Source organism: Brevibacillus sp. HB1.1, assembly GCF_013332445.1.
GTDB lineage: Bacteria > Bacillota > Bacilli > Brevibacillales > Brevibacillaceae > Brevibacillus > Brevibacillus porteri.
The window spans coordinates 319,125-333,686 of the sequence record NZ_JABMIV010000003.1 but is presented as its reverse complement, the minus strand read 5'-3'; the positions used below and the strand labels follow the sequence as shown (position 1 = coordinate 333,686).

General features: G+C 47.7%; 12 protein-coding genes. 6 read left to right on the top strand and 6 right to left on the bottom strand.

Going from position 1 to position 14,562, the window contains the following annotated elements; translation table 11 throughout:
- Positions 1-93: 93 nt before the first annotated feature.
- From HPY27_RS11375 to HPY27_RS11365, 3 genes are all read right to left on the bottom strand, one after another.
- Complete coding sequence (locus HPY27_RS11375) at positions 94-909, bottom strand: SDR family oxidoreductase (protein ID WP_174225032.1); 816 nt, start codon at positions 907-909, stop codon at positions 94-96.
- Between the two features lie 39 nt (positions 910-948).
- Positions 949-1,404, bottom strand: a complete 456-nt coding sequence (locus tag HPY27_RS11370; RefSeq protein ID WP_173622696.1) for a MarR family winged helix-turn-helix transcriptional regulator — start codon at positions 1,402-1,404, stop codon at positions 949-951.
- Positions 1,405-1,616: 212 nt separating this feature from the next.
- Positions 1,617-2,171 (bottom strand): hypothetical protein, encoded by a 555-nt coding sequence (locus tag HPY27_RS11365; RefSeq protein ID WP_174225031.1) that lies wholly within the window; start codon positions 2,169-2,171, stop codon positions 1,617-1,619.
- Positions 2,172-2,394: 223 nt separating this feature from the next.
- Between HPY27_RS11365 and HPY27_RS11360 the strand changes: the two genes are divergently transcribed.
- On the top strand, positions 2,395-4,026 hold the full coding sequence (locus HPY27_RS11360; protein ID WP_174225030.1) for a peptide ABC transporter substrate-binding protein: 1,632 nt from the start codon (positions 2,395-2,397) through the stop codon (positions 4,024-4,026).
- Between the two features lie 348 nt (positions 4,027-4,374).
- On the opposite strand, the gene HPY27_RS11355 is transcribed toward HPY27_RS11360, so the two are convergent.
- The 3 genes from HPY27_RS11355 to HPY27_RS11345 all read right to left on the bottom strand — a co-directional run bounded on the left by HPY27_RS11355 (position 4,375) and on the right by HPY27_RS11345 (position 7,642).
- Entirely contained in the window at positions 4,375-5,760 is a 1,386-nt protein-coding gene (locus HPY27_RS11355; RefSeq protein WP_017249940.1) for an L-cystine transporter, read from the bottom strand.
- Positions 5,761-6,487: 727 nt separating this feature from the next.
- The gene (locus tag HPY27_RS11350) at positions 6,488-6,736 is read right to left on the bottom strand and encodes a hypothetical protein (RefSeq protein ID WP_173622694.1); all 249 of its coding nucleotides are present in this window, start codon (positions 6,734-6,736) and stop codon (positions 6,488-6,490) included.
- 108 nt (positions 6,737-6,844) lie between these two features.
- Entirely contained in the window at positions 6,845-7,642 is a 798-nt protein-coding gene (locus HPY27_RS11345) for a carbon-nitrogen hydrolase family protein (protein WP_173622693.1), read from the bottom strand.
- A 169-nt stretch (positions 7,643-7,811) separates the two neighbouring features.
- Between HPY27_RS11345 and HPY27_RS11340 the strand changes: the two genes are divergently transcribed.
- From HPY27_RS11340 to HPY27_RS11320, 5 genes are all read left to right on the top strand, one after another.
- Complete coding sequence (locus tag HPY27_RS11340; protein WP_174225029.1) at positions 7,812-9,275, top strand: sensor histidine kinase; 1,464 nt, start codon at positions 7,812-7,814, stop codon at positions 9,273-9,275.
- A gap of 15 nt (positions 9,276-9,290) precedes the next feature.
- Positions 9,291-9,986: a response regulator transcription factor gene (locus HPY27_RS11335; protein WP_017249936.1), complete on the top strand. Its 696-nt coding sequence runs from the start codon at positions 9,291-9,293 to the stop codon at positions 9,984-9,986.
- A gap of 199 nt (positions 9,987-10,185) precedes the next feature.
- The gene (locus HPY27_RS11330) at positions 10,186-11,658 is read left to right on the top strand and encodes an S-layer homology domain-containing protein (protein ID WP_174225028.1); all 1,473 of its coding nucleotides are present in this window, start codon (positions 10,186-10,188) and stop codon (positions 11,656-11,658) included.
- Between the two features lie 284 nt (positions 11,659-11,942).
- Positions 11,943-12,608 (top strand): ankyrin repeat domain-containing protein, encoded by a 666-nt coding sequence (locus HPY27_RS11325; RefSeq protein WP_174225133.1) that lies wholly within the window; start codon positions 11,943-11,945, stop codon positions 12,606-12,608.
- Between the two features lie 178 nt (positions 12,609-12,786).
- The gene (locus tag HPY27_RS11320; protein ID WP_173622690.1) at positions 12,787-14,505 is read left to right on the top strand and encodes a hypothetical protein; all 1,719 of its coding nucleotides are present in this window, start codon (positions 12,787-12,789) and stop codon (positions 14,503-14,505) included.
- Positions 14,506-14,562 lie beyond the last annotated feature (57 nt).

The window sequence follows — 14,562 nt, the reverse complement described above, 5'->3', positions numbered from 1 at the left end:
GGGCGTTTTCTCCTACCTTGTCATGATCGACACCTTTTCCTCATTCATATCATGTGCCGTTCTCTTTGTCTACTGGATGCCAAGCATGCTGTACTACGCTTGCTCCATGATTTGCATAACCATTTGTTCGAGTGAAGCAGTGGGCTTGCCGATGATTCTCTCCAAATCCGTCGTCGTGCTGCTCGCATCAATTTGCATCAAGAAGCGATACAGCCAACTTTCTGCAACAGGGTCCTCCCGATGCCTGATAGATTTGCCTGTCTGTGCCGTCAACACTTCAGCCAGCTCTGCGAAATTCCAAGCACGGGAAGCCGTAAGCTCGTAAGTCTGATTTTCGTGCCCCTCTGTGCTGATGACAGTGGCAGCAGCCAATGAAAGATCCTCGCGTGTCACTGTATGAAAGCTCCACTTGCCAGGGTATGTAAGGAGCTCTCCTGTTTCGATTGCCTGCTGAATACCAAATGCCGCAATCACATCACTGTAAAGTCCATTCCGCAGAAACGTATACGGTATCCCTGTCGTGCGAATGGCGTGTTCCGTTGCCATATGGAGATGCGTGAGCGAGATATTTGCTTTTTCCAAAAAGGCAAAGCTGGTATACACCACGTGAGTGATATTTGCTTTTTTCGCCGCTTCTATGACATGACTATGCTGTCGTACACGAACGGTATCATCAGTGTGTGGGCTGGAAATAAACAAAAGCTTCGTGCCGTCCGCAAAAGAGCGCTCCAGAGACAGAGGGTCATCATAATCCGCCTGTCTTATCTCAATTCCCAACTCTCTTAGCCGTGTCGCTTTGTCCAGTCGGCGCACACAGGCAATGAGGCGTTCTCTTTCCACCCTTTTCAAAAGCTGTTCGATAATCAAGCTCCCTAGCTTGCCCGTTGCTCCTGTAATGAGAATGGCCATGCTTTTGCTTTTCCCCCCTTTTCCCCTGTGGCTCAAAGTTCATCTCACACTTTGCCTTATTTTCTCTAATAAAAAAATCAGTTGATGCAGCTCCTGCTCCTCCAGTCGTCTTAGCCCCTCTGCAATTATCTGGCGATTCCCCGGAAGGTGCTCGAAAAGAAGCTGTTTACCTGCTTCCGTCAGTGAGATTACGGATTTTCTGCCGTCTTTGGGATGGGGAGCCCGGTGTATCAGACCGTCTGTTTCCAGTGGTGCAAGCAAAAGACTAATGTTGGCCTTCGTCACTCCAATGCACGCTGCCAAGCGTGAAGGCAGGATACTGTCACCATGCTTCGCGATCTCTACCAATAGTCGGATTCTTGCACCGTTCATGCCTTTTGCATGCCAATATTTTTCTGAGAGTCCCACCAAATCTGTGGTGGCGTCTACCAAGGAAAAGAATGCTTTTGTCCGTAAAGGGGGCTGGTTTACATACGTTTCGAGATCATCTGCCATGCTCTTCCCCCCTTATTTAGTTAAGTACTTAACAACTTGAAATGTAATCCATCTGTATTTTTTTGTCAATGGGCAAAGCGCTAAAATCGGGTTTGAATCGCTTTTTATCGTAATTAAAAAGAACTGATGGGTATATACACCTTATCCATCAGTTCTTTCTATGAAAAATTTTCCCTTATTAGGTTGATTTCGAAGATTTATGTTTTATACGACTAATAGCGATTCAAGTTTTTAATGTACTTGCCATTAGCCACTTGTCCCTCGTAAATCCAGCCTGGTGGAACAGGTGAATATTTACTTACTAATAATGTGGTTCCATAAGGAGCACCAACGACATTCATGATCGTTTTGCTATCATAATTTTCTCGTGATACAACCCATCCAGTTGGAATAGGGGAGAACTTGGTCACATTGAACTCCGTACGATAAGATGCTCCTATTACATATTTTATCACCCGACCAGCTACTTCATCTCTTAAAACTACCCATCCCACTGGAACGGGAGAATATTTGCTAACTCGTAATTCCTCACCATAGGGAGCACCTGCTGTATTTTTAATTAGCTTTGAACCTAGGTCTTCACGAATGACGACCCACCCCGGTGGAACAGGAGAAGATTTTTTAATCCATTCCTCATCTGAACTCCATCTGGCAGCAGCTAATGATTGTTCTTTCTGCCCACCAACACTAGTGGCTTGAATCGGAGACGTTAGCACTGCAGAAAATACGGCTACACTTAATGCTGAAAAAACCATTTTCTTGAACATAGTGATTCCCACCTCTCCTATCATTAACATCTACCAAAATATACCATATTTTTAAAAGTGAGTAAATTTTCAAGAAAAATCAATTAATTTCATACCACCGTTCCTATCTATCCATGACCTAAGTAAATATTTTTTATCGAGAAATTAAAAAAATTCCTTTGCTATCGAAAACGCAAGCAAATATTCTGAATATACGTTTTCTATCATTTTTAAGGGGGTATTTATGAAAAAGGGACTGGCAATCGCAACCTGTCTTACCTTGCTTTTCGGGGTACTAGCGGGGTGCTCGAATTCTTCCGCACCTGCTGAACCCACTGGCTCCACTACACCTGCAGAAGCGACAAAAACAGAGCCGATGGTGTTAAAATGGAGCATCAACAGCGAACCGCCTTCGATGGACCCTGGGATCGCCGTCGACGCAGATTCGTTTGACATGATTTACGCTGCCTTTGAAGGTTTGACCAGCTATGATCTGAATGGACAGCTCGTCAATGCTACGGCTGAGAGCTTCACCAACTCGCCGGATTACATGAACTACACCTTCAAAATTCGCAAGGACGCCAAATGGAGCAACGGAGATCCTGTCACCGCCCATGATTTCGTCTATGCGATCAAGCGCAACCTCGATCCGAAAACAGCGTCCGAGTACGCCTATCAGCTTTACTACATTAAAGGAGGAGAGGAGTACAATACAGGGAAAGGCAAAGCAGAGGATGTAGGAGTAAAGGCTGTAGACGACTACACCGTCGAGTTCAACCTGAAGTCACCGACTCCCTTTTTCCGTGAGCTAACCTTCTTCCCGACCCTCTTCCCGTTGCATCAAAAAACGCTGGAAGGAAACCCGAAATGGGCGAATGAAGCGAAAACAATCGTGGGAAATGGTCCATTCATTATGGACAAGTGGGAGCACAAAAGCAGAATCGTCTTTACGAAAAATCCGAACTACTGGGATAAGAACAACGTCAAGCTCGACCGGATTGAAATCGCTATGATCGAGGACAACAATACTGCGTTCTCGATGTTCGAAAATGGCGACATCGACTGGGGCGGCTATCCTGCCTCCACACTTCCGACCGACGCAATCCCTACACTCAAAGATGCGGGCAAGCTGATGGTCGCGGATAATCCAGGCACACAATCCGTTGTTTTTAATACAAATAAACCACCGTTCAACAACAAAAAAATTCGCCAAGCCTTCGCTTATGCCATCAACCGTCAGGAAGTCATCGACAATATTTTGCAGACGGGTGTTCCAGCTGCCTATGGTTGGGTACCGACTTCCATGGGATTAAAAGCAGACGGCTACTTTAAAGAAGACCAGGCAAAAGCCAAAGCACTGCTGGAAGAAGGCATGAAGGAGCTCGGACTCTCGACCTTCCCGACTGTCACTTACACCTTTGACACGAATGATACCAACAAAAAGCTGGCTGAAGCCCTGCAAGATCAGTGGAAAAAAGCACTCGGCGTCGACGTGAAGCTGTACACAGCGGAGCTGAAGGTGTACCGCGACATGAGATCACAAGCCAACTTTGACATGATCCGCTTCCAATGGGGGGCAGACTTCAACGACCCGATCAACTTCCTGGAGATGTTCCGCGACAAAACGGGCGGAAACAACCACCCGGATTGGGAAAATGCCAAGTTCAAAGAGCTGATCGACAAGAGCTACAACGAGCCTGATCTGGACGCACGCAAAAAAATCCTGCTAGAAGCGGAAACGATTCTTATGGAGGAAATGCCGCTGGCTCCGATCAACTTCCGCGGTAGCCCTTATGTGAAAAACGACAAGGTGAAGGATTTCATCATCTTCCCACTGGGAGGCGCGTACTTCAAATACACCTCGGTTAATCCGTAGGGAAGAAAACCTCATCTTGTGCGAACATAGTCGTGGGGAAGAGAAAAACGGGCTCCCTTCGTTGGTGGCACGCCAGCGAGGAAGCGGAGATGTCCGTCTCCACTCCAAAAAGCGGTACGTCGACCAAAAGCCACCCGATGGGCGGGGGCTTCTCAGCGAAGAGGTTGGTCGACAAGCGTGTACCGCTTTTTTCCGTTCCGACTGGGTAGGCACGCCAAGGCCTCCGGTCGCTCCGTTTTTCTCTTCCTCTCCGTAGCGTTTTGGATTCACGAGTTTCATGAAACCATAAAACCCAAACAAAACAGGCTGTACCTGTCACAATAGACGGTACAGCCTGTTTCATTACATTTACACAGTCAGCGTTTTTTGGTCGTTTCCGTGGTAAGCATTGGTATCCAGCTCTTTTGTCACTCGACTCGTCAAGAGTCCGGACGTCATGCTTCCGCTTACGTTGAGCGCTGTGCGGCCCATGTCAATCAACGGCTCAACGGAAATGAGCAGACCGACAATTGCAATCGGCAAATTCATCGTGGACAAAACGAGCAGTGCTGCAAAGGTCGCTCCGCCCCCAACACCTGCAACCCCGAAGGAGCTGAGTGCCACTACTGCGATCAGCGTCAAGATGAACGATGGTGTCAGTGGATCAATTCCTGCGACTGGTGCTACCATGATGGCCAGCATGGCCGGATACGTCCCTGCGCAGCCGTTTTGTCCGATAGAGAGTCCAAAGGAGCCTGCGAAGTTGGCAATACCCTCAGGAACACCCATGCTTTGCTGCGTTTTTACATTCAGCGGCAACGCGCCCGCGCTGGTACGCGAAGTGAAGGCAAACGTCAGGACAGGGAATGCTTTTTTCACATAGGTGATTGGATTCAATCCTGCAAACGTCAACAGCAACAGATGGATGATAAACATGATGATCATCGCCACATACGAAGCGACAACGAACTTGCCCAGCTGCCAGATGGCATTGTAATCGCTGGTAGCTGCTACTCTGATCATGATTGCCAGTACACCATATGGCGTCAGGCGCAAGATCAAAGTCACGACACGCATAATAATCGTATGGAATGCATCCACAATTTTCGCGAATAATTCAGCTTGCTCCGGATTTTTGCGTTTTACCCCTAAATAGGCAACCCCGATAATCGCAGAGAAAATCACGACCGCAATCGTAGAAGTCGCCCGATCTCCAGTCAGATCAAGGAAAGGATTCGCAGGAAGCAGTTCCAGAATTTTGGCTGGCATGCTCAAGTTCTGGATATCACCCAAGCGCTGCTCCACCTGTTCAATCCGAGCCGCTTCCGCATCCCCTTGCTGGAATTGTGCCCCGTCGAGATTAAATGCCAAGGTAGTCGAAATCCCGATCGCTGCCGCGACAGCAGTCGTTCCTACCAAAAGTCCGATAATCAGCGTACTGATTTTTCCAATGTTATTGGTTAATTTCATTTTGGTGAAAGCCGATAAAATAGAGATGAATACCAGTGGCATTACGATCATTTGAAGCAGCTTCACATAGCCTTTACCTACAATGTTGTACCATTCGATGGTGGATTTAAGTACGTCCGATTTGGCTCCGTATACGTATTGCAAAATGAGTCCAAATAAAATCCCGAGTCCGAGACCAACAAATACCCGCTTGGAAAAAGAAATATGCTTCTTTTGCATGGCATACAATCCAGCAATGAATAAGAGCAACAAAACAATGTTTACGATGATCAGTAACGTCGACATATATTCCCCTCCCTTTCGTTTTATGTACCTCTCATTATTGTATTCGGTATAAATATAGTTATATTACCAACAATACCTACTGGTCAAGTATGAATTGTTTTTGTATTATTCCAAACTGTCTTACATAACGTCTTAAAAACCTTGTCCAACTGTAGTGGTGGGGAGGAAACAGGAGAAAACGCTCAGCTTCTTGTCCCACCCGCTGTGGGATTGACTGCCCGACTCCATGCAAAAAGCGAAACCGCGTCCAAAGTGGTCTCTTCCTCGAAGTTATTTCAGAGGTGGACGCTTAAGAACGTGTTTCGCTTTTCGCATTGCGTCTCGGTCGGTGTACCAAAGATCTTCGCTGTTTTCTCCTGTTTCCTCTACGAGCTATCCGTTCTAAACGAGTTTTTAACGCTTTAAAAGATTGAAGAATGCACTCTCGTTACGCTAGAGAAGAATATCTCTAGACGTAGCGAATTGTGAAGTCCTACCGAGCGGAGAAGGGATTAGCGGGAAATAGAAACGCAACCGTGCCCACGCGACGTAGCGGCTACCACTTTTGCGTTTCCCCGCTAAGCCCTTCGCAGTGGGCAGTCTATTCCCACAGTGGGACGGAGCACTGAAACCTAGACTGGAAATATTCTTCTCCCCACCGCAGCCACATATAAAGTGACCAAAGAAAAAACCAGGAACCGCCCCTTTGGACGATTCCTGATTCGTTAGTAATACGAAATCGTTTCGCTTATTTCAGTTGCTTCACCACCACATTCCACAGCCAGGTGAGGATGACCGCACCAATGGCTCCGGCAATGACGTTGAAGCCGGCCCACATCCACAGCCAATCACCCAGTACCAAATCGCCCAGCCAGCTACCCAAAAGAGCAGCAATGAGCGAAGCCCACCAGCCCGATCCTGCCGCTTTTCCTGTACAGATCAAGCTCATTGCCCACCAAACGACCACACCGACGACAGCCCATACGAACCAGAACATTCGTACACACTCCCTCTCTCATGATGGTGACGCTTACATAAGGTCCAAAATAATGACTAGTTATCTATTACCATCATATTGAACAAAAGAGAAAGTGTGCATAGGCATTTAATTGGTATACAGTTCCGCGCGGCGGTTGGCTACGCTTGGCAATTTGCCCCGTACTCGTTCAATCCGACTTACATCCAGTTCTGTGATCAATAATGTTTCTTCTTCCCCTGCACTGGCGATCACGACACCCATCGGATCGACGAACATGCTCCGTCCAGCAAAAATATTTCCGACCTGATCAGCCGCACATACAAACATCGTGTTTTCAATGGCACGCGCACGAACCAGCGTCTCCCAGTGATCCTCTTTCATCGCTCCGGCTACCCAGCCTGCTGGCACAAACAAAATATCAGCACCTTGGAGCGCAAACTGTCTCGCGATTTCCGGGAAGCGCACCTCGTAGCAAACCATCAGCCCGATTTTGCCGAATTCCGTTTCCACCACTTGATACGGATTATCCCCAGGCGCGATGAAGTCCGATTCTGTGTAGGAAAAGGCATCGTACAAATGTGTCTTGCGGTACGCGTGCAGCAGCTGTCCTTCACGGCCTAGAAAAACAGTCGTATTGTAAGCTCGGTTTTCATCACCCTCGATCGATTCAAACACACCGCAAACCACATAAACTCCATGCTCCCGAGCAAGCTCTGCCAAGCCAGAGACAAATGGACCATCCAGCTTTTCCGCTACCTCTGCTGGCGTTACCCCTGATTTTGGCGTGGCAGGTGCACTGTACATTTCAGGCAAGATGACAAAATCTGCCCCTGCTACTTTTGCTTTTGCGATGTAATCGGCTGCTTTTTGCAAATTTTGCGTCTTATCCATCGTCGCTGTAAGTTGGGCAATTGCTACTTTCATGAGTATCCCCGTCCTTTCCATTCATCCAAAGCTCTCGTTTTCTTACTTGCTAGTATAACTGATTTTGACCGAGTTCCAAGTAATTATGCTTTACCAGCTGGACGTCTTGTATATAATGGACTTGTCATCTTGCATATTTATTTTCACCCTATCGAAAGTAGGTGAGTCCATGTCCATCCGTATCAAGCTGCTGCTCTCTTACACAGGGATGCTAGTAATCAGCTTGCTGACGTTTTTCGTAGCCGCCAGCCTATTTACAATTGCGGCGACAGGCGACATTAACAGCTTTCGCGACTTTTATAAAGTGCATTATCAGCTCAATCCGCTGACTGAACAAGAAGAGAATATTTTCCTTGAATTGAAATATCTCGCCAAGAATGAACCGGATCAGTTGCAAAACCAGGAGCTGCTTGCCGATTACGATTTCAAGCTAAAAACGGTACGAGCCGGCCTGTATGTCCGCAGGGAGAGTAATCAAGTCTTTGCCTCCCCAACCATCAATCAGCCCGAGCTGGAAAACAGCTTGCCCCCCTATGACTTGAACAACAACCAGATTCGCAACACGTTCAACATCGGCGAAAGATTTTATGCGTATGCCAAGTTTGACTTCAAGTTTTCAGATGGCGCAAAAGGCAGTGTCTTTGTAATCCGCGAACGCAGTCCCTTTGGTGAGGTTATCCGCAAACTGCTGCCGATTCTCGTGTTCCTCCTCCTCGGCGTCATTGTCATTGCAAACGTCTTGTTGTACCGCTGGATCACCCGCAGCGTCGTCAAGCCGCTTGATTTACTGCGCAATTCGGCTGAGTACATCAAGGAAGGCAATCTGGACTTTGAGCTTTATCTGCACACGAAGGACGAGATTGGACAACTGAACGAAGCGTTCGAAAACATGCGCAAACGATTGCAGGAATCTGTGCAGCTGCGCCTTGCGGACGAAGAAAGCCGCAAAGAATTGATTTCCAACATCTCGCATGATTTGCGTACACCGATTACCAATATCAAAGGCTACATCGAGGGAATCCGCGATGGCGTAGCTGATACCCCGGAGAAAATGGACAAGTACGTGAACATCATTTACTCCAAAGCAGTAGACCTCGACATGCTCGTCGATGAGCTGTTTCTCTACTCCAAGCTCGATCTGAAACAAGTACCCTTTACGTTCGAACATGTAGATATCGTGCGGTTTTTGGATGATTGTATCGACGAGCTACACTACGATCTGGAAAAGAAGGGCATTACGATTCAGTGGAATAAGCGTACAGCCGAAGGCACCCTGGTCATCGCCGATCTGGAAAAAATTAAGCGCACTGTCTTAAACATTATTGGCAACTCGCAAAAATACATGGATAAGCCTGAGAAAATCATCTACGTCTCGGTTCAAGCGGACGACCAATGGGCGACCATTGAAATAAAAGACAACGGCATCGGTATCCCGCAAGAAGCCATTCCTCACCTGTTCGAACGCTTTTATCGGGTGGAGCAATCCCGTAATTCTGCCACGGGCGGTAGCGGTCTCGGACTCTCCATCGCGCGCCAGATCGTCGAGGGTCACGGTGGCACCATCTGGGTGGAGAGCAAGCAAGGAGTAGGTACCAGCCTGTTCTTTACGTTAAAACGTACCCACAAACAATAGGAGGTGCACATTCCCATGTCTTCACGCATCCTTATCATTGAAGATGAGACGACCATCGCTCAGCTGGAGCGGGATTATTTTGAACTGAACGGCTTTCAGGTCGATTTATGCCACTCTGGCAGCGAGGGCTTGCCGCTTGCCATCAATGGCGACTACAGTTTGATCATCGTTGATTTGCAGCTTCCGGGCATGGACGGCTTCGAATTGTGCAGCCAGATCAGACAAGTCAAGGAAGTGCCGATCCTGATCGTCTCCGCCAAAAAAGAAGAGATCGATAAAATCCGCGCCTTTAATCTCGGTGCCGATGACTATATTACAAAGCCGTTTAGTCCAAGCGAATTAGTAGCCAGAGCCAAAGCCCATCTGACAAGATACGAGCGTTTGACAGCCCGACAACCTCAACCATCGAACGCAGAGATTCACATTCGCGGTCTCGTCATCGACAAAGTATCCCGAAGAGTCTATGTACGCAATCAGGAAGTCATTTTCACGACAAGAGAATTCAATCTGCTTGAATTTTTAGCGACACACCCGAATCGAGTTTTTAACAAAAATGAGCTGTTCGAACGAATCTGGGGCATGGATTCCAGCGGAGATATCGCGACCGTTACGGTGCACATTCGCAAGCTGCGTGAAAAGATCGAAGTCGATCCGTCCAACCCGCAGTATATCGAGACGGTCTGGGGTGCCGGTTACCGATTTACTGTCTAAGCGTGAACACCATGATCATTACAAAAACCTTCAGCGAAAACGAGGACGGATTTTCCGCTCTACGTCAAAGCTGGGGGTTTTTTATCTTTTTTTAAGAACTTTTTTAGATTCTATTAATCTCTTGTTTCTTGGCAGTTTAGGTCTCTCGTCTATCCTATAGGTAATCAAGTAACAACTGACTCTAAAGGAGGACCAACCGATGAGAAAGTTTTCCAATAAAATTGCAATCATGATGCTCGCCACTGTTTTGGGCACAGCATCCCTTCCTTACGCTGTACTGAACGTGCAAGCAGCTTCCACTCCCCTGAGTGCACAAGAAATTCAAAAAGCGGTTAGTGAGCTCGCCAAGCTGCAAGTGATGCAAAGCAACTCCAACGCTCACAATCAAGTTACGCGCGCTGAACTGGCAAAAATGGTCTCGCACACATTTGGTTTGCAAGGCGGCAAAACAGATAAATCCGTAACCTTCACGGATGTGAAAACAAATGATTGGTTCTACAAATACGCGGTTGACCTGGTATCTCTTGATATTATGCAAGCTAAAGATGGCAAGTTCGATCCGCGTGGAACTGTAACGGATGCTGAGCTCACTCAAGTCGTTGCAAAAGCGCTCAAGCGCGATGCGAAGTCCGTTAACTACTGGGCAGAACGCTTCTTCTCAGCAGACAGCACCGCTACTCGCGGCGAAGCCGCTTATCTGTTGAATACGGCTCGTCAGGCGATGCCTTCTGACAAAGCGAGCATTACGAATGTACAAGCCTTGAACGAAATTACATTGATTGTGACCTTCGACGCTCCGTTGACCGCAGAAAACGAAGCATTTGCAAAAGCAAAAGAAGACTTTGTCTTCAGCGAAGGTCTGACACTGACTAACATGCCCCGTCTGAAAACGGGTTCTACCAATACTTACATTGTGCCGACCTCGGTTCAAAAACCAGGAACCACCTACGAGCTGACTTACAAAGGGAAAAAGGCGGGCACCTTCCAAGGCAACGCAACCAAGATCGACATGACGGAAGTACGACAAGTAACAAACGACACGTTTGAAGTCGAGTCCTTGCGTGCACATGGTGTCCTTGATTACGGATACATCATCTCTGCCTACAGCGGCGGACGTGGAGCAAATGCATTGGTGCTGGATCAAAACAACAGTGCAGACGGCAAAACGTATCAAATCATTCCTTCCATGCAGGCAAGACAAGTGACCATTACACCGGAAGGCGGACAACCAATCGTAGCGAAATACGTGCCTTTCACACAATCAACAGACGGCAAGCAAGAAATTAAATTCCGTCTCCCAGAAGGACAAGTCCTGACTCCGGGCGTTACGTACACCATTACGTCCGACTGGGCGAATATCGCGAATCCTACCTTCGTCGCAAAAGAAATCGCTCCGCTCGAAATCAGCGAAGCTAAAGCAGCTAGTGAAACTTCTATCACCATTACCCTGACAGAGGACCCGGGAGACGAGCTGTTCTCCGGACGCAGCGTAGAACTCACTAGTGCAGACGGAGAAAAACTGCTGGCGACGTACAAATATTCCAGCCGCAAAGGTACCACAGGCGTGTTTGACATCCAGCAGGATGGTAAACTGAAAGCAGATACCACATACACGGTAACACCTGTCGGCGATTGGGCTGGCAAATCTTCTGCTGAGCTGACAGTGGAGTAGTCTTTGTGTGAGTGTTCAAAAAGTCGGCTTTTCAGTACCGAGAAAGTAACGAGAACCTGAAGAAGGAGGAGCGGAGTGTAGGAAACCTACATGAGCACCGGACTTCGAAGGTGAACGTTACTTTCGATGCCGAGTTTGCTCTCAAAACTACTTCGTGATCAAAAGATGACTTTATGAACTACCTCTTTTGTGTGATGCAGGTATCCAAATCAAAAGAAAGGTGTGGGCTCGCTATACTGCGTATTGGTCTTATGACGATCGCCATCGCTCTGACTGGGTGTGAGATGAATTGGAAAACCCTTTTAGCGAGTGGCGAGCAGCAAGCAACCCAGGCGGTGAAAGTTGAAATGGATAAGCTGAATCAAGCCTTATTGACAGCAACCAGTCAAGGAGACAAAGCAGCGATTGAGAGGCTGCTTGCAGAGGGGGCGGATATTGACGCTACCGATAGTAGGGGCCGTACCTCTGCGATGATCGCGGTCCACACTGCTCAACTCGACATTTTCAACTTGTTGGTTACACACGGCGCCAACATCAACATCCGAGACAACAACTTAGACAATCCCCTGCTCTTCGCAAGCGCAGCAGGCCAGCTCTCATTCGTAAAATCCTCGATAGCAGCAGGTACCGACACGACCATTACGAACCGTTTTGGCGGAACGGCTTTGATTCCAGCAGCTGATCGTGGACATGTCGAGATCGTCAAGGAACTGCTCACCACCTCTGATATCAACATTGATCACGTCAACAAATTGGGCTGGACCGCTCTCTTAGAAGCAGTGATTTTGGGCGACGGTGGTAAGAAGCATCAGGAAATCGTGAAGCTCCTGATCGAGCACAAAGCAACTGTCAATCTCGCTGATCACGATGGCGTAACGCCTCTCGGGCATGCGAAGAAGCATGGCTACAAAGAAATGATTGAAATGCTCACGCAGGCGGGCGGTAAATAAAGAATTTCTCCCATATGAAGAAGGATAGGATCGTCAGAAATCATCTGACCCCTATCCTTTTTCTTATTTTCTAGACCAAAAGCCCCTGCTAAACTCAAAACTTTTTCTATATTCAGGCGTCAATTACTAGTGGACTATTCCATTATACCTATACCTTTTTGATTGGAGCCTGTTTTACATGACCGTCAGCTCGTTTACAACTATTTTGGAAACGGACAAACGCATCCGAAAAGCTTCTCCTAACCTTGAAGCCAAGGTGGAGATGTACAAGCTCTTTCTTGCTTCTACAGACGCTATTGAAATCCATATGAGTAACCTGACGCATCCTTTGACTACCCTCAGAATCTATGACATCCATCGAACCAAACTCGCAGAAGCTGAATATAGTACGAACGCCCCCATCATCCTTCCTTTTTTTCCGGAGGAGGATGGTCTTTACTACGTGCAACTGACGATTGGGCCTGATCCAGACCCGCAGCACATCTATCAACTGCACGTGGATAAGTACAAACGCCTATCGGGGATCATCCATCAATCGGAGGAACTTACCGCAGAAAATGGTCCGTACATGATCGGACCAGAGGATGCCATCATAACTGCTGGAACTTCAATCAGCTTTGAAGCAGGTACCTCCATCAACGTACGCTGCCAAAACAAGATCTTTGTCCAAAACGGTGCCTCTATTTCTTTTCGCGGGGAATCAGACAAACCCGTCGTCGTCATCGGTGCTATTGACGATACAACCGCACATCGTTGGAATCAGCTCGTGTTATCTCCCTTGGCTGAGGCAACCTTCCAGCACATGATTGTGCAATACGACAACGACGAAGACGGAATGGACTTCTTGACCTCAGCAGCCCCTTTCGTGGCGATCGCCTCATCCGTTGAAGAATTCGAGTCAACCGTTGCCAAAACGAGCTATGTGGAGCGGGCCGCAGTCGTGTCTCCCTCTTCTCGCTTGGACTTCATCAAAACTTGGTTCCAGCAGTCCAGCCCTTATCGGTTCCATATTTTTGGCGATCTCTTGCCTGAGCTTTATTTCGGCATTGATGTCACCACCTTTGCGCGATGGGAAACGGACACGAAGCGGATTAATGAAGAACGCGTAGAAGCTGGTGAAATCAATTACTGGGATTTTGTTAACGGCAACTTCACTGCCGATTTGATAGAAGCTACGTATCTGTTTGCCAATAATGAGAGCAGCCCCGAGCTGCGAATCCAACGATTGATTGATTTTCTGATCATCGCGCAAAAATGGAGGAGAAAACACGGGTGCTTCAGCCTGTTCGACATGATCGATCCATTCCATAATCACGACGAGGAATTTTACAAAACGTTTGAACAGATGTCGTCCTCCTTCTGGCTCGCGCACAATACGTCCATTATTCACTGGGATACGCTTTCACGAGAACTCGGCATTTGGCAAAAAGAAAGTTTCTTCGAACGGCAATTCATCAACTCCGTCATGATTCGTCTGCACTTCGCAGCCGATCTGCCGTTCTCCCTTCCGGGGTATGGAAACAACATTCCACCTGTCGGCTTTCTCGGTATTTCCATTCACTTTGGCCCGTTCCGCTATCCAGAGGATTATCCGGCACCCGAGCCTGAATTCGACGTCAATTACGGCGAACTCTCTACAGCTACCTATGTGAAATTTATGTTCGAATCGTTTCTCAATGGCAAAACGAATCCCGTCTACACGTGGTGGATACCTACGCAAGCGGATAAGGAGCTGTTTCGAACCTTGCAAGAAAAGGGCATCTCGCTGGATTCCCCTCCGGAAGATTGGGACCGCGAATTCGTGCAGCCTGCTAGAAAAACGCTGGAGGAGATTCGGGCATACTATCTGAACCCAACCCTTCGAAAAGATAAAAGAACGAAGACCTCCCACTTTTGAGGTCGGGAGAAGCCATGCCACATGACTTTCGAACAGCACAGGATTATTTCGGGGGAT

Bases quoted from the DNA above. Each gene is read 5' to 3' on its own strand.
- HPY27_RS11375 (WP_174225032.1), bottom strand. From the start codon at position 909: ATGGCCATTCTCATTACAGGAGCAACGGGCAAGCTAGGGAGCTTGATT.
- HPY27_RS11370 (WP_173622696.1), bottom strand. From the start codon at position 1,404: ATGGCAGATGATCTCGAAACGTATGTAAACCAGCCCCCTTTACGGACA.
- HPY27_RS11365 (WP_174225031.1), bottom strand. From the start codon at position 2,171: ATGTTCAAGAAAATGGTTTTTTCAGCATTAAGTGTAGCCGTATTTTCT.
- HPY27_RS11360 (WP_174225030.1), top strand. From the start codon at position 2,395: ATGAAAAAGGGACTGGCAATCGCAACCTGTCTTACCTTGCTTTTCGGG.
- HPY27_RS11355 (WP_017249940.1), bottom strand. From the start codon at position 5,760: ATGTCGACGTTACTGATCATCGTAAACATTGTTTTGTTGCTCTTATTC.
- HPY27_RS11350 (WP_173622694.1), bottom strand. From the start codon at position 6,736: ATGTTCTGGTTCGTATGGGCTGTCGTCGGTGTGGTCGTTTGGTGGGCA.
- HPY27_RS11345 (WP_173622693.1), bottom strand. From the start codon at position 7,642: ATGAAAGTAGCAATTGCCCAACTTACAGCGACGATGGATAAGACGCAA.
- HPY27_RS11340 (WP_174225029.1), top strand. From the start codon at position 7,812: ATGTCCATCCGTATCAAGCTGCTGCTCTCTTACACAGGGATGCTAGTA.
- HPY27_RS11335 (WP_017249936.1), top strand. From the start codon at position 9,291: ATGTCTTCACGCATCCTTATCATTGAAGATGAGACGACCATCGCTCAG.
- HPY27_RS11330 (WP_174225028.1), top strand. From the start codon at position 10,186: ATGAGAAAGTTTTCCAATAAAATTGCAATCATGATGCTCGCCACTGTT.
- HPY27_RS11325 (WP_174225133.1), top strand. From the start codon at position 11,943: ATGAATTGGAAAACCCTTTTAGCGAGTGGCGAGCAGCAAGCAACCCAG.
- HPY27_RS11320 (WP_173622690.1), top strand. From the start codon at position 12,787: ATGACCGTCAGCTCGTTTACAACTATTTTGGAAACGGACAAACGCATC.